The following is a 19,289-nucleotide window of genomic DNA, read 5'->3' as shown; positions in this document are numbered from 1 at the left end:
TGCGCCGATCACTGAGCGAAGCTAGGCATCGGCAAACCCGCAGTGGACAGGCCGACGAACGACGGCTCCGACGTGAGAATCTCCAGCGCGTCCCAGACCTCCAGCCCGTCCGCCGCCGACACCGGAGCGGACAGTACGGCGCCCGAGAACAGCACCTGTCGTCCTTCGACCAGCGTCGGCACCACCGGCGTACCTGACGTCAATGCAGCCAGCGCAGCGTTGGAGCTCTCGATCGCGGCATCCCACCGGACATCGTCGGCAGCGTCTGCCCAGGACGCCTCCAACTCGGCGGCCGCAAGAGCTTCGAGGAGTACGGCGGGCGCCGGCGCCTGAGGTGGACCGGGGACGAACACCCGCGAGCCCCACTCCAGGTAGAGCCGCTCGATCGCATCCCCGCGCCCGGCGTCGCGCAGGGCTTCGAAGACGCGCATCACCCGCACGGATTCCTTGCTCGCGGCAACAGCCACCGCACGGACGAACTCGGGCACGCCGGGTGCCTGATCCGAGCCGTCGCGCATCCAGAGGCTGAACGAGCGGAACGTCAGTTGCAGCTCCCGTGCCGGCGCCACCGCGGTGAGCCAGCGGACCGCGAGCCAGCTCCACGGGCAGGCCGGATCGGCGTACAGCTCCAGTGTCTTCATCAGATCCCCCATCTGTTCATCAGAGTAAGACTATGATGAACAGAGTGATAGATTCTTGACGTGGCTGTCAAGGAGGAATCCCACCGCGCTCGCCAGGCACAGGCGACCAAGGAGCAGGTCGCGCGGGCGGCCCGCGAGCTGTTCGCGGAGCAGGGGTACGTCGCGACGACGATCACGGCGATCTCCGAGGCGGCCCGGATCCCGGCGCAGACCATCTACTCGGCGTTCGGCAACAAGGCCGCGATCCTCAAGGAGATCTCCCGGATCTGGATCGTCGAGGCGGAGACCCGGCGGCTGGCCCAGGAGTCGCTCGCCATCGCCGACCCGGCCGCCAGGTTGCGCGCCGCCGCGCACTGGCAGACCCGGCAGTTCGAGACCGGCGTCGACGTGATCCGGATCTACCAGGAAGCCGCCCGCGTCGACGCCGAGATCGCCGAGCAGTTCGAGCGCATGCTGTGGGCCCGCGAGCAGGAGCTCGAGATCTACCTGAAGTCGTTCAAGGGCCAGCTCAAGCCCAAGGCGCTGGACCTCTTCATCGCGTGCACGGCGGCGGAGATCTACCGCACCCTGGTCCTCGACCGGAACTGGCCGGTCGAGGACTACGAGCGCTGGCTGGCCGACACGCTGGTCAGTCAGCTGCTTCGGTGACCAGCGGGTTGTCGAGCGTCCCGAGGTACTGCAGTGACCCGGCGATGTCCGTCAGGTCCACCATCTGCTGGTTGTTCTTCAGCTGCAGCCGGTTCAGGCACGACAGCGCGAACGATGGCGCGAAGACGTCGTACTTCGCGAACGCGTCGGCCAGCTCCGGCGTCGCCGCCTGGTAGTCCCGCACCGCGGCCGCGACCACGGACCAGAACGCCGACGGCGTCAGCAGCCCCTCCCGGTCCAGCATCGGCGAGAGGAACCGGAAGATGCAGTCGAATATGTCGGTGAAGACGCACAGCAGCTTCTCGTCGTGCGGTACGTCGGCCCGCACCCGCTCGGCGTCGGCCGGCAGCGGCGTGTCCGGGCTCATCACCGCAATCTCCTCGGCGATGTCCTTCATGATCACCCGGATCGGCACGGCGTCCCGCAGTACGAGGATCAGGTTCTCGCCGTGCGGCATGTACACCAGCTCGTAGGCGTAGAAGCAGTGCAGCAACGGGATCAGGTAGGCGTCGATGTACGACCGCAGCCAGTCGGCCGGCGCCAGGCCGGATGCCCGGATCAGCTCCGCGGCCAGCGACGTGCCGTCCCGGTCGACGTGCAGCAGGCTCGCCATCGTCGCGAGTCGCTCGCCCGGCTCGAGCGTCGGCACCGGGCTCTCCCGCCACAGCGCCGACAGCATCTTCCGGTACGGCGACGTCTTCTCGGTGGCCGCCTCGTAGTACCGGTTGTGGTACCCGGCGGCCGCGATCTCCCGCAGCACCGAGAAGCCGTACCGCTTCAGCACCAGGTCGTTCGCGACCAGGCCGAACACCCAGTCGTTGATCGCCGGCGTCGCGGCCATGTACGTCGGCGACAGCCCGCGCATGAACCCCATGTTCAGCACCGACAATGCCGTCTTCACGTAGTGCCGCGACGGCTCCGTCCGGTTGAAGAACGTCCGGATCGACTGCTGTGGCTGGTAGTCGTCGTCGCTGGACCCGAGGTGGATGATGTGCCGCTGCGCGATGTCGGCCGCGAACGTGATCGACGTCTTGTTCTCCCACTGCCACGGGTGCACCGGCAGGTACACGTAGTCCGCCGGGTCGGCGCCCGCGGCAACGATCTCCGCGGCGAAGCGCTCCAGCACGTCGGGTCCCAGCTCGGTCCGCAGCAGGTCGTCGTACGTGATCGTGGTGCTGTGCGAGATCGTCGCGCGGTCCTTGCGGGCGGCGATCCAGGTCAGCCGGACCGGTTGCCCGGTCTCCGGCGCGAAGGCGCGGTAGTCGGTGACGCCGAAGCCGAGCCGCCCGTTGTTCGCGACGAAGCACGGGTGCCCCTCGGTCATCGCGGACTCGATCACCTGGAAGTCCGCGTCGACCAGGTCCCCGGCGGTCTGTGCAGGCTTGGACAGCTTGTACGCCGTACTCGCGAGCGTGCTGCTGATCTCCTCGAGGTACACCGGCAGCATCGCGGCGCCGATGCCGAGCTGCTCGTGGAACTCGGTGACGAAGTCGAGCGCGTCGACCGGGCGGTCGCCGTCCCGCTGGATGGACTCGGCGTCCACCTCCCAGTGGTTCAGCGGGTAGCGGGTGGCCGCGAAGGTGTACCGGCTGCGCGCGCTCGCCACCTCGTACAGGTTGCCGACGGCAACCGGCTCGAGGATCCGCTCGTGACTGAACTCGGCCAGCGCCTTGCGGACCAGCGCGCGGTTCGCGACGGCCCAGGCCTCGGGGGTGAGATGTTCGGTGGTCATCGGTCAGCCGGCCTCGTTCATCCTGGTCGCCTCGGCGTACTGGTCGCGGGTGCAGAAACTCAGCCAGGCCTGCTTGTCGGGCAGGTCCACGATGCTGTGCTTGCGGAACCCCATCCGCTCGTTCAGCGCCTGGATCTTGGTGTTGCGGACGTCCGGCTCGACCACGACGCGGTCGATCAGCGGGTCGCTGAACAGGCTGTCCAGGATGGTCTCGAAGATCGCGCCGGTGAAGCCCGGGATCCGGGCCTGCGGCGGCGCAACGAGGACGTGCATCCCGACGTCGCCGGGCGCGACGTCGTACGTCTTGGCGACGGCGTCGTACGACGGTTCGTAGCGCTCCATCAGGAACGCCGGGCGGCCGTCGTGCTCGCCGAGGAAGGCGCGGTGGTGTCCGGTGCTCTCGATCCGGCGGTACTCCGCGCGCACGTCGTCGACCGAGGCGTCCAGCAGGCCCCAGTACTGCGCGTAGGGCTGCGTGACCCAGCCGTGCAAGGTCGGCACATCCTCGGTCAGGTCGAACGGCCGGAGGCTGAGGGTGCCGATGCCGGCGAAGAAGCGCCGGTACATCGGCTCGGGCAGTGCTCTGGTCATGGCGGTCTGCTTTCGAGGTGGGCGAACCTGTTAGCTAAGGCTTACCTTACTAGATAGTCAACGCGTCAAGTTCCGGCGTCCACCCCCAGGCTCGACGGGAGGCGGAGATCACAGGTAGTCCGCGAGGCGGATGTGCGCCCAACACCCGTTTGCCTACGTTGGACACATGTTGATTGCCGAAGATCTCTTGCTGCTGCTGTACGACGACGAGAGCGGTAAGCCGATCACCGGGTCGCCAGGGCTGGACTACGCGCTGGCGGGGGCCGTGCTGATCGAGCTGACCATGCTCGGGAAGCTGGACGTCGCTGGTGAGGGCGAGGAGGTCAAGCGCGGCCGCCTCAAGGTGCTGGACGCCACCCCGACCGGTGACGGCATCCTGGACGAGCGGCTGGCCTACGTGGCCGGCAAGCCCGGCAAGCGACCCAAGGACCAGATCGGCCGGCTCTCGAAGAAGCTGCGCGAGCAGGTGCTCGCCAGGCTCGCGGAGCGCGGCGTGCTGGAGGCGGACCAGGACAAGGTGCTCGGCCTGTTCCCGGTGACCCGCTGGCCGGCCAAGGACGCGCGGCACGAGGCACAGATGCGTACGGCGCTCGAGAGCGTGCTGAAAGTGGGTACGACGCCGGACGAGCGCACCGGGGCGCTGGTCGCCTTGCTGAGCGCGTTGAACGTCGTACCGAAGATCGTCACCGACGCGGTCGACAAGAAGGCGCTCAAGCAGCGGGCGAAGGAGATCGCCGAGTCGGACTGGGCTGCCGACGCTGTGAAGAAGGCTGTCTCGGAGATGCAGGCTGCGGTGACCACTGCGGTGGTCGTGAGCACCGGTGCGGTAGCGGCCGGCAGCTAAGCCAGGCGCTCCTTGATCTCGGACTTGAGCACCTTGCCGACCTTGGACCGGGGCAGGTCCGGCCAGACCAGGACCTCCTTGGGCGCTTTCACGCTGCCGATCCGGGACTTCACGAACGCGATCAGCTCGCCCGGATCGACATCGCCGCCGGCGAGCGGCTGGACGACCGCGACCACTCGCTCGCCCCACTTGTCGTCCGGGCGGCCGATCACCGCGCAGTCCTGGACGGCGGCGTGCGCCAGCACCGCCTGCTCGACCTCGGTGGAGTACACGTTGAAGCCGCCAGTGATGATCATGTCCTTGGCGCGGTCGACGATGTAGAGGTAGTTGTCCGCGTCCAGGTAGCCGATGTCGCCGGTGTGGTGCCAGCCGTGCCGCGACGCCTCCGCGGTGGCCTCGGGGTTGCGGTAGTACCCCTGCATCACCAGCGAACCGCGGACGACGATCTCACCGCGGTCGCCGGGCGGCAGGAGGGATCCGTCCGGCGCCATGATCGCGGTCGTGACGAGTGGGGACGGACGGCCCGCCGACGACAGCCGCGACCGGGCGATGTTGCCGTCGGCATCGAAGTGGTCGGCCGGCGCCATCGTCGAGATCATCATGGGGGCCTCGGTCTGGCCGAACAGCTGGGCCATCACCGGGCCGATCCGGGACAGCGCTTCTTCGAGCCGGGCGACCGACATCGGCGCGGCGCCGTACCAGAAACACCGCAGGGACGTGAGGTCGGTGCTGTCGAGCTCCTCGGCCGCTAGCACCATGTAGATCAGCGTCGGCGGCAGGAACGTGTGGGTGACGCGGTGCCGTGGGATCAGCTCCAGGAACGCGTGCACGTCCGGGGTGCGCATGATGACGATCTCGCCGCCGCAGGACAGGACGGGGAAGCATAGTACGCCGGCTGCGTGGGTCAGCGGCGCCAGCGCGAGGTAGACGGGCCGGTCGCCGAACGGGTAGCCGATCAGGGTCAGCGCCGTCATCGTCTCCAGGTTGCGGTTGCTCAGCATGACGCCCTTCGGGCGCCCCGTGGTCCCACCGGTACCGACGATCAACGCCAGATCGTCGGGCCCGGTGAGATCGACGGCCGGCTGGGACACGCCCCCGCAGAACGCGTCCCAGCCGACACTCCGGCCACGGACGTGGGGGTCTCGGCCGGAGTCGGGATCGGCATCCAGGCAGACGAAGGTGTGCACCTTCGGCAAGGCCTCCCGGATCCGATCCACCAGGGGCGCGAAGGCCGCCTGGTAGATCAGCACTTCACAGTCGAACTGGTCGAGCAGCTCGCGGTTCTCGGCCGCCTCGTTGCGCGGGTTGATCGGGCACCAGACCGCACCGGCCCGGCTGATCCCGAACACGCAGCTGAAGGCGATCGGGTCGTTCGCCGACAGGATCGCGACCTTGCCACCCGGTCGTACGCCGGTCGCCGCGAGACCGGCCGCGATCCGGTACGACAGCTGCTGCACCTCGCCGTACGTGAGCGTCTCGCCGTCGGTGGTCAGGCACGGTGCGTCCGGACCGAGCGAGGCGCCCTTGTCGAGGTAGTCGACCAGTCTCACTGCGACCCCTTCAGTGCAGCACGGTCAGCTGTGGCTCGGAGACCAGCCCGAAGCTGCGCAGTACGCCGAGCAGCTCGCGATGACCGAACGCCTGGCAGCCACTGGCGAACCCGACCCGCTTCGGCGGAGTCTGCAGCAGCGAGTACGCCGCGTAGGCCTGCAGCAGACCGGTCTGCTGGTAGTTGCTGTTGCCGTGGATGACACAGTGCGCCCGGCCGAGCGGTCCGGAGGCGTGCACGGAGTCCAGGGTCTTGTTGACGCGTGGGTTCTCCCGGGGCGGCATCTGGTTCATCACCTGGCGGGCGGTCTCGGTGAGCGCCGCGTTGCGCTCGTCGGGAGCCATGTCCTTGGTCGCTTCCAGTGCAGCGGCGACGATCTGCGGCACGCCGTTCATCAGGGCGGCGTTGAAGACACCGCCCTGTGCCTTGCAGTTGGCCACGCGCGGGTCGCGCTTGAACCAGACCGGGTGCGACATGCCGCCCCAGGGCAGGGACAGTGCCAGTTCATGGTGACCGGGAACCACCAGTGGCACCAATCCCTGCTCTGGGAACTCGGTGTACTCGTTGTGCTCGAGGTAGTGGGCCTTGGAGGTGGCCGCATTGACCAGGATGGTGCGCGTCGACGCGATGGTCGGGCTGCCGCCCCAGAACACTGCGATGTCCAGCGTGTCCAGGCCCGGCTGCTCCAGACACAGCTGTGCAGCGATCTCGCTGGTCGTGTACATCTGCGCGATGCCGGGCGCGAGGAGCAGTCCGGCTGCGGCGAAGTCCGCGCCGTACTTCTCGTCGCAGGTCATCAGCCAGTCCTGCTCACCGGTCGTGTCGGTGTAGTGCGCTCCTGCGGCGAGCGCCGCCTCCACAGCCGCGGGACCGAGCTCACTGAACGGCCCGACAGTGTTGAGTACGACGGACGCGCCCTTGAACAGGTCCGTCAGCGCAGCCACGTCGTGGTCGACGACGGCGACCTCGTAGTCGGCGGTCTCGATTCCCGCCACGTGGGAGTCCATCGACTCCTTCAGCTTCTCCTCACTGCGACCGGCGGCCACGAACGGGACGTGGTACTGGCGGAGGAACTCACAGACCAGGCGGCCGGTGTAGCCGGAAGCGCCGTACACGACGACAGGCTTGGTGGTCATGGGGCCTCACATCCCCATTCCGCCGTCGACCGGCAGGCCGGCGCCGGTGATGAACCGGGCCTCGTCCGAGGCGAGGAAGACGACCGCGTCGGCCATGTCGGTGACCTCACCGAGCCGGCCGGCCGGGGTCAGCCCGACGACTGCGGTGACCGCTGCCTCTGGGGACTCGAACAGTCCGAGCCGGGCCACGTCGTTGGCCAGTCCGGCGCCCATTGCGGTCGGCACCAGGCCGGGGTAGATGCAGTTGACGCGGACGCCGTACCCGAGCTTGCCGGACTCCATCGCGGCGACCCGGGTGAGCCGGTCGACCGCGGACTTGGTCGCGGAGTAGACCGCGATGCCGGGGAACGCGATGGTCGCGGCGACCGACGCGACGTTGACGATCGCACCGCCCTGGCCGGCCAGCCCGTCCGGCCGCATCGTGCGCAGTCCCCACTTGATGCCGAGCGTGGTGCCGAGGATGTTGACGTCGAGCATCCGGCGGATCTCGTCGGCGGTGACCTCGGTGAGCAGGCTGGTGATCTCGATCCCGGCGTTGTTCACCAGGATGTCCAGGCCGCCGAGGATGTCGTTCGCGGCGACGACCGCGTTCTCCCAGCTGCCCTCGTCGGTGACGTCGTGGGCGACGAAGCCGTTGCCGGCGCCGTACTCGCTGTCCAGCGCGTCGGCGACCGCCTCGCCGGTGTCCTTCTGGATGTCGCTGACCACCACTTTGGCGCCGGCCGCCGCGAGCGCCTTCGCCATCCCTTCGCCGAGCCCCTGGGCTCCGCCGGTGACGAGGGCCTTGCGGCCGGAGAGGTCGAGTCCGCCCATCTGAAGCTCCTTTGCTCGAAGCATCGCGCTTGCTTTTCACTCTGGAGAATCCTTTGACAGTCGTCAAGACTTTGTTTGACACTTGTCAAGAAATCTCCCACCGCGGGTCGCGCCTGGGTCCGCGGCGGGTAGATTGACGCTCGACGCACTGGGAGGTGGTTGGTCTTGACGTCAGCGGAGGCCGCTGAGCCGGATCGGCCCGCCCGGGTGTCCGGGATCGACAAGATCGAGCGCCGCCGGGTCGCGCTGGCCGAGTCGGCGCTGAAGACGCTCGGCGAGCTCGGGTACGCGCGGACCAGCCTGCGGGAGATCGCGAACAACTCCGAGTTCACCCACGGCGTCGTGCACTACTACTTCCGCGACAAGATCGACCTGATCAGCTACTGCGTGCGGTACTACAAGACCAAGTGCGCGCAGCGGTACGACGAGGTCGTCGAGACCGCGGCCTCGGCCGACGAGCTCGCGACCGGCTTCCTCGCCAAGATGACGCAGACGCTGGTCGAGGAGACCCCGATGCACCGGCTCTGGTACGACCTACGGGCGCAGAGCATGTTCGAGGAACAACTGCGCGACGACGTCACCGCGATCGACCAACTGCTCGAGCAGATGATCTGGCGCATCCTGACCCGGTACGCCGACCTCGTCGACGGCACGCCCACGGTCGACGCCCCCACGGCGTACGCCTTGATCGACGGCCTGTTCGAGCAGGCCGTCGTCGGCTACGCCGCCGACCCCGACGAGGTCCCGACCCAGCTCACCGACCGAGTCAGCCAGGTCCTTCCCAAACTGATCGCGACTTGACGGGGCCCCAGGCTGCGGCCGGAGCCTACTCGGCCTGACAGTTCGTCTTGCAGAGTTTGTCGGTGAGGGTCAGGTGTACGCCGGGTTCCTCGGTGTCGACCTCGGCCGAGATGTCGACGAGCCAGTCACCGAACGCCTGCTGGGCGATCGGCTTGCCCTTCTGCTGGTCGAACCAGCCGGCGATCTCCGGCTGGTTGACGTGCGCGAGCTCCAGGATTCGCGGCAGCGAGTTGGAGATCTCGCCCCAGGCGACGTCCACCTGACCGGACGCCTGCACCGACAGCACGGGCGGTCGCGGGTGCGTTCCGGTGAGCACCCCGATCGAGGTGATCCCCTTCCGGCAGACCGCGTAAGCGACGTCCGTCGTGCAGTCGTAACCGTCCGTCTTCAGCGCGCTCACAACCTGCGTGGCGGTGAGATCCGGCAGCACGGTCGGCGTCGGACTGGAAGACGACTCGGTTGCCGCCGGCTCGTCGTTACCTGAGCAGGCAGTCAGGAGCAGCAGGGTGGCCAGGGCGGTGACTGTGCCCATACGCCGGTTCAGACCGGCACCTCGATCGCCGCGTCGAGGGCGATGGTGATCATCTCGGAGAACGTCGTCTGCCGCTCCTCGGCGGTCGTCTCCTCCTTGGTGATCAGGTGGTCCGACACCGTCATGATGCCGAGCGCCCGGCGGCCGAACTTCGCCGCCAGCGTGTACAGCGCGGCAGCCTCCATCTCGATGCCCAGCACGCCGTACGCCGCCGTCTGCGAGACCAGCTCGGGACGGTCGTTGTAGAACAGGTCGCCGGAGAACACCTGGCCGACGTGCACGTTCAGCCCGCCCGCCTCGGCGGCGTCCACCGCGGCCCGCAGCAGCTGGTAGTCGGCCGTCGGCGCGTAGTCGATGCCGTGGAAGCGCAGCCGGTTCATCTGCGAGTCGGTGCTCGCGGACATCGCCACGATCACGTCGCGGACCCGGACCGCCTCGGTCAGCGCGCCGCAGGTGCCGACCCTGATCAGCGTCTGCACGTCGTACTCCGCGAAGAGCTCGTGCGCGTAGATCGAGGCGGACGCCTGGCCCATGCCGGAGCCCTGGACGGAGATCGGCTGACCCTTGTAGGTGCCAGTGAACCCGAACATGTTCCGGATCTCGGTGTAGCAGATCACGTCCGACAGGTAGGTCTCCGCGATCCACTTGGCTCGCAGTGGGTCCCCCGGGAACAGCACCCGCGGTGCGATCTGCCCCTTCTTGGCGGCGATGTGAATACTCATGCCGGGATGCTCTCACGGTGCCGGGATATGTTGAGGTATGTGGCCTACTCCATCGCACGTGGTTCGCTAGCCCTGTCCCGGTCCGTGCTGGACCGCGCCGCCGATCGCAGGCGCGACCACGACTGGCTGGAGAAGGCCTGGGTCGCTCCGGACACGCAGGTGGCGCTCGTCGCCGGTGACAAGCTCCAGGTGACCGCCGACCGCAGCGCGCTGAACCTGGTGCACCCGTCCGAGGCGCCGGAGGGTGTGCGGGTCTTCCTGGGCATCGACCGGGAGTCTGGTGCAGGGCAGACCGCAGAGGGTCGCGCTGTGTTCGCCGTACTGGTCGACACAGAGGCCGACGAGTCGTACGGCGGGCTGCGTGAGATCGGCGCCGTACTGAACGATCGCGAGGCCGGTATGGCGGTCCACGTGGTCGGGCTGTCCAACTGGCACGGCGTGCACACGCACTGTGCGAACTGCGGCGAGCACACTGAGGTGGCCGAGGCAGGCCATGTGCGGCAGTGCCCGGCGTGCGGTCTGTCGCACTTCCCGCGCAGCGACCCGGCGATCATCGTCCTCGTCACCGACGACCAGGACCGCGCACTGCTCGGCCGCAACGAGGCCTGGCCGGAGGGCCGCTACTCGACCCTGGCCGGCTTCGTCGAACCAGGTGAGTCGCTCGAGGCCGCCGTACGGCGGGAGGTGCTCGAGGAGACCGGTGTGCTGGTGGGGGAGGAGATCGAGTACGCCGGCAGTCAGCCGTGGCCGCTGCCGTCCAGCCTGATGCTCGGCTTCTACGCCAAGGCGGTGAGCACCGACATCGAGGTGGACGCCGACGAGATCGCCGAGGCCCGCTGGTTCACCCGGGAGGACCTTCGTGCGCTGGTCGAAGCCGGCACGATGGCCCTCCCCGGCAACATCTCCATCTCCCGCCGCCTGATCGAAGGCTGGTACGGCGAGGAGCTCACCGGCAGCTGGTGATCAGCGGCCGACGTCGGAGCGGGCGGCGGCGAGCCGGATCAGGGCACCCTCCCAACGTTCGATCGTGCCTGCCTTCTCCAGCTCTCTGGCCTTCTTGTCCACCGCGATGACGTAGGCGGCGTGGCTGGGCCAGTCGGCCTTCGCATCCGGCAGTACGTCGGTCAGCGTGCAGCCGTACTCCACGTGCCGGTTCGTCACGTGGCTGTTGATGTTCCCGGTCCACACGGTCGCCCGGAGGTCGGACTGCGGACACGGATCGGTCGGTGGGGTGTAGGAGGCCAGGTTGGTCGGGTTGGTCCAGCCGTCCGGTCGCAGCAGCGTGTAGTACGTGCCGTCCGGGGTCTGGGTGAGCCGGTTGAGACCGTGGTCGCGCAGCATGGTCGACACGCCACCGAGGCTGTCCACGACGAACAGTCGCCCGGCCGTGACGCCGTACAGGTAGCCGTCACGCCACTGCAGGGCTCCGTCGTTCGCTCCGGCGCGGCCGCTGAAGACCGGGATCTGTCGCAGTACGGCGCCGGTCGTCGGGTCGGCGACGAACACGATGCCGTCCGCCAGGCCCCACAGGTTGCCGTCCGGACCGATGGTCAGCTCGTTGATGCTGGCCGCACCGGGCACGGGTACGACGTCTGTGAGTACGGCGCCGGTGGACGGGTCGACCTTGACCAGGTGGGCCTCGGTGGCGATCGGCTCAGTGCCCTGGCCGCCCTCGATGCCGGAGCCGGCCCACACTGCGGTGCCGACTGGTAGCAGTGAGGAGATGGTCTGGTCGGCCACCAGGTTGCGGTAGACGGTGAACGCTCCGGTCGGTACGTCGTACACCGTGAGGGCTCCGCCGTATTCGCCGTACGCCGGTGTGGTGCCGACGTAGACCTTGTCGCCTGCAGGGACTACTGCGACGGGCCGGTTCTGGTGGTGGCTGTCGACGAGACTGAAGAGTTCCTTCGGGTTCGTCGGCGTGGCGGGTGCGTTCGGGTCCCACAGCGACAGCCTGCCGTAGGGGTAGATGCCGACGTACATCTTGCCGTTGCCGTCCCAGGCCCAGTCCTCGACCTGGCCCTGACGCGTCGTGACCGTGGACTTGCCGGTGGCTGGGTCGTAGACCGACGTCGAACCGTTGAGGTACGCGTTGACGAAGACCTTCCCGGTCGCCGGGTCCGCGAGCGCGTGCATGAGGGCTACCGGAACGTACTGGAACGGTGAGCTCCACTGGGCGAGCGTGCCGTCCTGTGGGTTGTACCGGAACGTTCCGCCGGAGTAGTTGCCCGCCAAGCCGTACAGCACCTGGCTGCCGTTCTCGGTGACCCAGCCGTAGCCGATCGATGCACCACGGGTCACCGTGCGGGGCGGTGACACCGGACCGACGGTGTTCGTGTCCAGGTCGTAGTGGGTGAGGGCGAGCGTGTTGTTGGTGAAGTACACGCCACCAGGACCGGCCGCGGACACACCGCGGGCGGCGATGGGGTAGTCCATGACCAGACTGCCCGTGGCGGCGTCGGTGAACTTGACCTGCTCGCCGGTGACCGCGTCGACCACGACCAGCCGGCTGCTGGCGTTGGCGAAGACCCGTCCGTTCGCGTAGTCGAGGTCGATGAAGTCCTTGGCCGTCGTACCGGGCGGAGTGATGTCCTCGACCTGCCGGGTCTCCACGTCGATCCGGAGCAGCCTGGCGTTCGGGGTGGAGATGCCGACGAACAGCTTGTTGTGGTCCGGGTCGTAGACGGTCGACCGTGCGTACTGCTGCACCGGGTCGAGTGAGCCGTAGTCAGTCACCTGGCTGGTCGACGGGTCGTACTTGAAGGCATGGGCCGTCGGGTAGGTGCCTGCGTACACGTTGCCGTTCTGGTCCGCGGTGAGGCCGTAGATGACCGACTCACCGGGGATCGGCTGGCCCAGGTCGGTGACGGTGCCGGTGCCCGGGTCGTAGCGATACAGGTGGGCGTTGGGGTAGGTGCCGACGTACAGGCGGCCGTCGGGCGCGACCACGATCGCCCACGCACCCGCTGCCCCTGCCAGTGGCAGCGCGTGGATCAGCTGGCGGCTGTGCAGGTCGACGACGTTGAGCTGGGCGTTCTCACCGGCGGGTACGGCGTACACGACGTCGCGGCCGTCCGGCGTCCGGCCGACGGCGCCCTCCATCACGGTGAGCGAGCTGATCGGGGCGCCGAGGTCGCGGACCGGATCCTCGGCGGCGATGCCGATCCGGCTGTCGTCCTTGCGGATCGGGCCGGTCTCGGACGGGAACGGCTCCGGCCGCTGCGGGTCCGGGCCGGCGGAGGCGGTGCGGCCGCCGGTGGCGAGGAGGCCCAGCATCAGGGCGCAGGCCAGAGCGGCACGAATCAGGACATGGCGGAAATGACGGCGCGGAATCATGGGCGGGCTCCCTGCGGCGTTGTTCCGAGGAAGGTATAACGGTCATGACCGTAAAGTCCATAACTCGCGCCCTATGAGTGTGCGGGCAGCACGAAACGGCGCCGCCCGCTCGGGACGGCGCCGTGATCGCGGGACCTAGGCGGCGAGCTTCTCGGCGACCTGGGCCAGCGACGGGTTCGTCATCGCGGTGCCGTCCTCGAAGACGACGGTCGGAACCGTCTGGTTGCCGTTGTTGATCTTCTCGACGATCTTCGCGGCCTCCGGGACCTGCTCGATGTCGACCTCGGTGAACTCGATCCCGGCTCGCTTGAGCTGGCCCTTGAGGCGGTGGCAGTAGCCACACCAGGGGGTCGAGTACATCGTGAAAGCCGCCATCGGCTGACTCCTTCGTGCGGTGGGAGGGGGTTTCTGTCGGGCCGCCCGTCTAGGGTTGCTCTCGACGTATCCGAACCGGCTCGCAGGTGGTGCTGTTCCCGAATGTCCCCGTCCGTGAGCGATCTCACACGTTCCGCGTCTGCGGATGACCTCTTGGAGGCGCTCGACCCTGAGCAGCGGGCGGTCGCGACCGCGCTGAACGGGCCGGTCGTGGTGATGGCGGGGGCGGGGACCGGCAAGACGCGGGCGATCACCCACCGGATTGCGTACGGCGTGCGTACCGGCACGTTCGACCCGCTCCGGGTGCTCGCGGTCACCTTCACCCAGCGAGCCGCGGGGGAGATGCGCGGCCGGCTCGCGCAGCTCGGCGTCGAGGGCGTGCAGGCGCGCACGTTCCACTCCGCCGCGCTGCGGCAGGCGAAGTGGTTCTGGCCCAAGGTGTACGGCGGGGAGCTGCCACCGATCGCGGACCGCAAGTTCCCGCTGCTGACCGAGGCGGCCTCGCGCTGCCGGGTCCGCGTGGACACTCCGGCGCTGCGCGACCTCGCCGGCGAGGTCGAGTGGGCCAAGGTGAGCAATGTCCGGCCGGACGACTACGCGAAGCTGGCGCCCCGCTCGGGCCGGACGCTGGCCGCGTTCGACCCGGCCACGATCGCCCGGGTGTTCGCGGCGTACGAGGATGTGAAGCTGGAGCGCGGCCGGATCGACCTGGAGGACGTGCTGCTCTGCGCGGTCGCGCTGCTCGCCGAGGACGAGCGGGTAGCGGCGGAGATCCGGCGGCAGTACCGGACGTTCGTCGTCGACGAGTACCAGGACGTGAGTCCGCTGCAGCAGAGCTTGCTCGACCTGTGGCTCGGCGGGCGCGAGGACGTCTGTGTGGTCGGCGACCCGGCGCAGACCATCTACTCCTGGGCCGGCGCCGAACCGGAGAACCTGGTCCGCTTCGCCGCCCGGCACCCGTCCGCGACGGTGATCAAGCTGGTGCGTGACTACCGGTCCACCCCGCAGATCGTCGACGTGGCCAACAAGATCCTCGACGCGACCGGTCCGGCCGGGCTGCCGGGGCGAGTCACGCTCCGGTCGCAGCGTGAGGCGGGCCCGGCGCCGGTGTACCGCGAGTACTCCGACGAGGTCGCCGAGGCCGATGCGGTGGCGCGGGCGGTCACGCGGCTGCAGGACGAGGACGTGCAGTTGCGCGACATCGCCGTACTGTTCCGGACGAACGCGCAGTCGGAGAACTTCGAGCAGGCGCTGGCCGAGCGGAAGATCCCGACCGTGCTGAAGGGGGCCGAGCGCTTCTTCGAGCGCGCCGAGATCCGGCAGGCCGCCGTACTGCTGCGGGGTCAGGCGAAGGCCGGGGATGTGTCCGACGACCTGGTCGAGGTGGTGACCGGCGTGCTGGGCGGAGCCGGCTGGACTCCGGAGCCGCCGACGGGCACGGGCGCCGTGCGGGATCGGTGGGAGTCGCTGAGCGCCCTGGTGACGATGACGTCGGACTTCGCCCGCGAGAACCCGTCGGCCCGGTTGCCGGAGCTCATGGCGGAGCTGGACCGGCGGGCGTCGATCCAGCACGCGCCGCTGGCCGAGGGCGTCACGCTGGCGACGCTGCACGCGGCCAAGGGGCTGGAGTGGGACTGCGTCTTCATCGTGGGCGCGCACGAGGGGACGCTGCCGATCAGCTACGCCCAGACGCCGGCGCAGGTGGAGGAGGAGCGGCGGCTGTTCTATGTCGGTGTGACCCGGGCGAAGCAGCAGCTCTTCATCAGCTGGTCCACCTCACGGTCCCCGGGCGGCCGCGGTCAGCGCGGTCCGACGCGCTTCCTCGACCCCATCGGGGTGCGTACGCCGTCCCGGCCGACCACCCGGGAGCCGTCAGGCGAGCGATCGACCAAGGCCGGCAAGCCGATCCCGAAGTGCCGGGTCTGCGGGCGTGGCCTGCTCGACCCGGGTGCGCGGAAGCTCGGCCGCTGCGAGGACTGCCCGTCATCGATCGACCAGGAGCTGTACGACGCGTTGATCGCCTGGCGGACCGAGCAGGCGGCGAGCGAGCGCATGCCCGCGTTCGTCATCCTGACCGACGCCACACTGACCGCGATCGCCGAGACCCGGCCCACCGACGAGCAGGCTCTGCGCCGGATCCCCGGCATCGGTCACACCAAGCTGACCAAGTACGGCGAGCGGATCCTGCTGCTCTGCACGCGCTGACTCAGGGCGTGGGCGCGAGCAGACGGCCTGCGTCCTCACTGGGCGGGACGCCGTACTGGCGGCGGTACTCGCGGCTGAACTGGGACGGACTGTCGTAGCCGACCTCGTGAGCGACGGTGGTGATGTCGCGCGGGTGGGATGCGAGCAGCAGCCGCGCCTGCTGCAGCCGGATCTGCTTCTGGAACTGGATCGGGCTCAGCGCCGTGACTGTCTGGAAGTGCCGGTAGAACCCGGACGGGCTCATGCCGGTCAGCCGGGCCAGGTCCTCGACGCGGAACGGTTCGGCGTAGTGGTCGCGGATCCAGCGGGCGGCGCGGGTGATGTGGCTGAGGTTGCTGTCGGCCAGACCGAGCTGGCGCACGGCGACGCCCTGCTCGCCGGTGACCAGCCGCCAGAGAATCTCCCGCTTGACCATCGGTGCCAGCACAGCCCGATCCCGCGGGCGCTCCAGCAGCCGAACGAGCCGGACCAGGCTGTCCACCAGGTCGTCGGTCAGCGCACCGACCGCAATGGCCGGTACGGCGCTTGCGCGCGGGCGGGGCAGATCGCCCGGCGCGGCGTGCAGGAGCAGGTCGGCGATCAGCGGGGGCTCGAGCGTGAGCGCGAGGCCGAGCGCAGGGTCCTGCGGGGTGGCGTCGACGAAGTGGCCGGTGACGGGAAGGTCGACCGAGGCGACCAGGTAGTCGCCTGGGCGGTACAGGTACACACGGTCGCCGACGACCAGGCGCTTCGCACCCTGCACCAGAACTGCCAGGACCACGCCCGACATCGACGGCGCCGGTGGCCCGGACCGCTCGACCTTCGCGATGTAGAAGCCATCGATCGCAGTGGACTCGTCCGCGCGGACATGCCGAACCAGCAGGTCCCGGAGCTCGTCGAGTGCCACCTTGGCAGGTTACTCGGGGACTGAGTCGGCCTTCACTGCATTGCGCCGGCCGAGCGGCATTGGTTCACCCCTGGTGGTGTCGCGGGCTGTTTGCTGTTCGGCTTCCGCGTTGATCTCGGCTCCGAGGAGGACGGCGTACGCGGTGAGCCACAGCCAGAGCATCAGGATCGCGACGGCGGCCAGGCTGCCGTAGGTCTTGGCGTAGTTGCCGAACGTCTCGACGTAGATCGAGAACCCGACCGAGGCGGCCAGCCAGATCACCATCGCCACGGCCGCACCGATGGACACCCAGCGCATCCGCGGCGCGTCCCGCGACGGAGCGACCCGGTAGACGACCGCCAGCACGACGAGGATCAGCAGCACGGCCAGCGCGAACCGCGCGACCTGCAGGCCGACGCGGACCGGTCCCGGTACGTCGTCGCCGATCGCAGCGCCGGCGGCGAACAGCGCGACGGCCAGCAGGACGAAGACGATCGCCCCCAGGGTCATGCCGAGCGCGAGCAGCTTCTGGCGGACGAAGCCCCGCGACTCCTCCTCGTCGTACGCCATGTTCACCGCGGTGACCAGGTAGCCGACGCCGCCGGAGGCGCTCCACAACGCGACGACTACCGCGACGGCCACGCCGATGCCGAGACTCCGGCTGGGCGCCGAGGTCAGCGCGTCGATCTGCTGGAGGAGCAGGTCGCGTCCCGCAGCCGGCATCGCCTTGCCCAGCTCCTCCGCCTGGGTGCGGATCTGCGCCGGGTCGGCGATCAGCCCGTAGGCCAGCACCGCGGCGACGATGGCCGGGAACAGCGACAGGAACCCGAAGAAGGCCACTCCGGCCGCCAGCAACGGGACCTGATCGGCCTTGGCCTCTTTCCACGCCCGCTTGATCACCTGCCACCAGCCGGCCGCCGGAATCTGTCTCGGGGTCTCCGCCTCGACCCCCGGCACCGTGGCTGCTCGTTGTTCCGGCACGATCCCCACCCTTCTCCCCAGGTCGTCCTGCAGGTATCCGCGCGGCTGCCGTGGAAAACCTGCCGATCCGGCCCTGCCCGTTCGGGCAGGTCGAAGGAAATGTGTTGCCAGAGTGGGTGGGGAAGGCGCATGGTGGAGGACGTGCCGGGTTCTGCTCACGGCAGACGTGGCATTTAGGTGACAGAAGCAACGATCCCGGAACGTGCGGATGACGTCCCGGAGCGTGCTGGAAGTCTGCTGTGGCAGCCAGTTCCGGCCACCTCGGCGGCAACTTCCGGCCAACTTCGCGAACTGGCGTTAAATAGTTTGCGGGCTCCGCTGGGGACGGCGTACTGTTCTTTCTGCGGTCGAAGCCTGGCCGAAAACTTCAAACCACCATAGCGATCGAGCTAACCGCCCGCTTCGCCACAACGAGAGGAGGTGCCCTGGAAATGATCACCAACACGGTCAAGAAGCCGTTCAGCGACGCTGCCGCGCTGCCGTGCGCCCCGATTCAGGGTGCCTCGCCGCGCCTGCACGTCGCGACCGTTGTGCTCATGGCTTCCGGCGCTGCCCAGTTCAAGGGCGGAGCTGTCGGCGATGTGAAGTACGGCGGTTCGGGTTCTCGAGCATGGAGTCCACCGGTCTGACAGACGTCAGAGCCGGCACCTCCAAGGCCGCGGAACCCGAAAAGGGTCCCGCGGCCCTTTTGTTTGTCCCTGATTTTGGCGGTCATCAACCGTTGACCGTCACCGACGACAAGAGATCAGCACCAAGTCACTGGGAGGTGACCGGAATGAGCGTGAGCTTCCTCGATGTCTTCACCGAGGTGGCCTCGTCGCAGGACCTGCCCTGTCGGTCCTACGCGCCAGAACTCTTCTTCGCCGAATCGCCGGCGGACGTCGAGTACGCCAAGTCGCTGTGCACCACCTGCCCGCTGAAGGCCGAGTGCCTGGCCGGAGCGCTCGAGCGTTCCGAGCCGTGGGGAGTGTGGGGCGGCGAGCTGTTCGTCCAGGGAGTGGTGGTTCCGCGCAAGCGGCCCCGTGGGCGTCCCCGCAAGAGTGACACCGTGACCGCTGCCTGACGATCCCAGATCCGAATCGAGACCCCAGACCATGACGAACCAGACTTCACCCAGGAGAACTGAGATGCATTTACTCAATGAAGATCTTGCCCGTGCTCATTGTCGTTCCAAATTGAACGACGCAGAGCAGAACCGGCGCTTCTACCTCGCGCTCTCGATGGAGCGTGCGCAGAAGCGGGCCGAGCGGGCCAGCCGGCGAGCGGAGAGGGCCAGCGCACGCGCGCGCCTCGCGCTTGCCCGCCTGGTCTGATCCACCAGCACGACCGAAAGCCTGCGGGCGGTCCGAAAGGGAGGACCGCCCGGCAGGCACCCCAGCCTGACCAGCTGAACCACCGAGGGGGGGGGGGGGCCCGTTTGGCCCCCCCCGGCGCGGTTAAGGTGTGGGGGGGGGGGCGGGGGGGGGGCCGGGGGGGGGGGGGGGGGGGGCTGTGTGGGGGGTTTGTGAGGGGGGGTTG

The 19,289-nt window shown here is 68.7% G+C and carries 20 protein-coding genes; 8 read left to right on the top strand and 12 right to left on the bottom strand.

The window, feature by feature from the left end:
- Positions 1-8: 8 nt before the first annotated feature.
- The gene (locus tag AB0H36_RS16610; protein WP_360523036.1) at positions 9-641 is read right to left on the bottom strand and encodes a DsbA family protein; all 633 of its coding nucleotides are present in this window, start codon (positions 639-641) and stop codon (positions 9-11) included.
- Positions 642-701: 60 nt separating this feature from the next.
- Here AB0H36_RS16610 and AB0H36_RS16605 point away from each other — a divergent pair, with 60 nt between their 5' ends.
- A complete protein-coding gene (locus tag AB0H36_RS16605; RefSeq protein ID WP_360523033.1) occupies positions 702-1,289 on the top strand; it encodes a helix-turn-helix domain-containing protein in 588 nt (195 codons plus the stop codon).
- On the opposite strand, the gene AB0H36_RS16600 is transcribed toward AB0H36_RS16605, so the two are convergent.
- Both AB0H36_RS16600 and AB0H36_RS16595 read right to left on the bottom strand, forming a co-directional pair.
- A complete protein-coding gene (locus tag AB0H36_RS16600) occupies positions 1,270-3,021 on the bottom strand; it encodes an IucA/IucC family siderophore biosynthesis protein (protein WP_360523030.1) in 1,752 nt (583 codons plus the stop codon). The genes AB0H36_RS16605 and AB0H36_RS16600 overlap by 20 nt on opposite strands.
- Positions 3,022-3,024: 3 nt before the next feature.
- Complete coding sequence (locus tag AB0H36_RS16595; RefSeq protein WP_360523027.1) at positions 3,025-3,612, bottom strand: GNAT family N-acetyltransferase; 588 nt, start codon at positions 3,610-3,612, stop codon at positions 3,025-3,027.
- Positions 3,613-3,778: 166 nt separating this feature from the next.
- Between AB0H36_RS16595 and AB0H36_RS16590 the strand changes: the two genes are divergently transcribed.
- Positions 3,779-4,456, top strand: a complete 678-nt coding sequence (locus AB0H36_RS16590; RefSeq protein ID WP_360523024.1) for a GPP34 family phosphoprotein — start codon at positions 3,779-3,781, stop codon at positions 4,454-4,456.
- Here the strand turns inward: AB0H36_RS16590 and AB0H36_RS16585 are convergent.
- The 3 genes from AB0H36_RS16585 to AB0H36_RS16575 are packed head-to-tail and all read right to left on the bottom strand — an operon-like array spanning position 4,453 to position 7,954.
- A complete protein-coding gene (locus AB0H36_RS16585; RefSeq protein WP_360523021.1) occupies positions 4,453-6,006 on the bottom strand; it encodes a long-chain fatty acid--CoA ligase in 1,554 nt (517 codons plus the stop codon). The genes AB0H36_RS16590 and AB0H36_RS16585 overlap by 4 nt on opposite strands.
- Positions 6,007-6,016: 10 nt before the next feature.
- Positions 6,017-7,141 (bottom strand): DUF5938 domain-containing protein, encoded by a 1,125-nt coding sequence (locus AB0H36_RS16580; RefSeq protein WP_360523018.1) that lies wholly within the window; start codon positions 7,139-7,141, stop codon positions 6,017-6,019.
- 6 nt (positions 7,142-7,147) lie between these two features.
- On the bottom strand, positions 7,148-7,954 hold the full coding sequence (locus AB0H36_RS16575; RefSeq protein ID WP_360523015.1) for an SDR family oxidoreductase: 807 nt from the start codon (positions 7,952-7,954) through the stop codon (positions 7,148-7,150).
- Positions 7,955-8,119: 165 nt separating this feature from the next.
- Here AB0H36_RS16575 and AB0H36_RS16570 point away from each other — a divergent pair, with 165 nt between their 5' ends.
- On the top strand, positions 8,120-8,755 hold the full coding sequence (locus AB0H36_RS16570; RefSeq protein ID WP_360523012.1) for a TetR/AcrR family transcriptional regulator: 636 nt from the start codon (positions 8,120-8,122) through the stop codon (positions 8,753-8,755).
- A gap of 25 nt (positions 8,756-8,780) precedes the next feature.
- Here AB0H36_RS16570 and AB0H36_RS16565 read toward each other — a convergent pair whose 3' ends face one another.
- The gene (locus tag AB0H36_RS16565) at positions 8,781-9,287 is read right to left on the bottom strand and encodes a hypothetical protein (protein ID WP_360523009.1); all 507 of its coding nucleotides are present in this window, start codon (positions 9,285-9,287) and stop codon (positions 8,781-8,783) included.
- Between the two features lie 8 nt (positions 9,288-9,295).
- Positions 9,296-10,009, bottom strand: a complete 714-nt coding sequence (gene deoD / locus AB0H36_RS16560; protein WP_360523006.1) for a purine-nucleoside phosphorylase — start codon at positions 10,007-10,009, stop codon at positions 9,296-9,298.
- Positions 10,010-10,036: 27 nt separating this feature from the next.
- Here deoD and nudC point away from each other — a divergent pair, with 27 nt between their 5' ends.
- Positions 10,037-10,972 carry an NAD(+) diphosphatase gene (gene nudC / locus AB0H36_RS16555; RefSeq protein ID WP_360523004.1) on the top strand — a complete coding sequence of 312 codons (936 nt, stop codon included), beginning with the start codon at positions 10,037-10,039 and terminating at the stop codon, positions 10,970-10,972.
- Here the strand turns inward: nudC and AB0H36_RS16550 are convergent, their stop codons facing one another.
- Together AB0H36_RS16550 and AB0H36_RS16545 are read right to left on the bottom strand one after the other, a co-directional pair.
- On the bottom strand, positions 10,973-13,345 hold the full coding sequence (locus tag AB0H36_RS16550) for a hypothetical protein (RefSeq protein WP_360523001.1): 2,373 nt from the start codon (positions 13,343-13,345) through the stop codon (positions 10,973-10,975).
- A 135-nt stretch (positions 13,346-13,480) separates the two neighbouring features.
- Positions 13,481-13,720 carry a mycoredoxin gene (locus AB0H36_RS16545; protein ID WP_360522998.1) on the bottom strand — a complete coding sequence of 80 codons (240 nt, stop codon included), beginning with the start codon at positions 13,718-13,720 and terminating at the stop codon, positions 13,481-13,483.
- 102 nt (positions 13,721-13,822) lie between these two features.
- On the opposite strand from AB0H36_RS16545, the gene AB0H36_RS16540 reads away from it, so the two are divergent.
- The gene (locus AB0H36_RS16540; RefSeq protein ID WP_360522995.1) at positions 13,823-15,925 is read left to right on the top strand and encodes an ATP-dependent DNA helicase UvrD2; all 2,103 of its coding nucleotides are present in this window, start codon (positions 13,823-13,825) and stop codon (positions 15,923-15,925) included.
- 1 nt (position 15,926) lies between these two features.
- Here AB0H36_RS16540 and AB0H36_RS16535 read toward each other — a convergent pair whose 3' ends face one another.
- Positions 15,927-16,811 (bottom strand): AraC family transcriptional regulator, encoded by an 885-nt coding sequence (locus AB0H36_RS16535; RefSeq protein WP_360522993.1) that lies wholly within the window; start codon positions 16,809-16,811, stop codon positions 15,927-15,929.
- Positions 16,812-16,820: 9 nt separating this feature from the next.
- On the bottom strand, positions 16,821-17,771 hold the full coding sequence (locus AB0H36_RS16530; protein ID WP_360522991.1) for a YihY/virulence factor BrkB family protein: 951 nt from the start codon (positions 17,769-17,771) through the stop codon (positions 16,821-16,823).
- A gap of 431 nt (positions 17,772-18,202) precedes the next feature.
- Between AB0H36_RS16530 and AB0H36_RS16525 the strand changes: the two genes are divergently transcribed.
- The 3 genes from AB0H36_RS16525 (at position 18,203) to AB0H36_RS16515 (ending at position 19,084) form a co-directional block, all read left to right on the top strand.
- The gene (locus AB0H36_RS16525; protein ID WP_131467411.1) at positions 18,203-18,400 is read left to right on the top strand and encodes a hypothetical protein; all 198 of its coding nucleotides are present in this window, start codon (positions 18,203-18,205) and stop codon (positions 18,398-18,400) included.
- A 146-nt stretch (positions 18,401-18,546) separates the two neighbouring features.
- A complete protein-coding gene (locus AB0H36_RS16520; RefSeq protein WP_132151798.1) occupies positions 18,547-18,834 on the top strand; it encodes a WhiB family transcriptional regulator in 288 nt (95 codons plus the stop codon).
- A 64-nt stretch (positions 18,835-18,898) separates the two neighbouring features.
- Positions 18,899-19,084 (top strand): hypothetical protein, encoded by a 186-nt coding sequence (locus AB0H36_RS16515; protein WP_360522988.1) that lies wholly within the window; start codon positions 18,899-18,901, stop codon positions 19,082-19,084.
- The last annotated feature ends 205 nt before the right edge of the window (positions 19,085-19,289 follow it).

This window comes from Kribbella sp. NPDC050820, assembly GCF_040653975.1.
In the GTDB taxonomy this organism is placed as follows: Bacteria; Actinomycetota; Actinomycetes; order Propionibacteriales; family Kribbellaceae; genus Kribbella.
The sequence above is the reverse complement of the archived record's forward strand: the minus strand, read 5'-3'. Positions and strand labels throughout refer to the sequence as shown.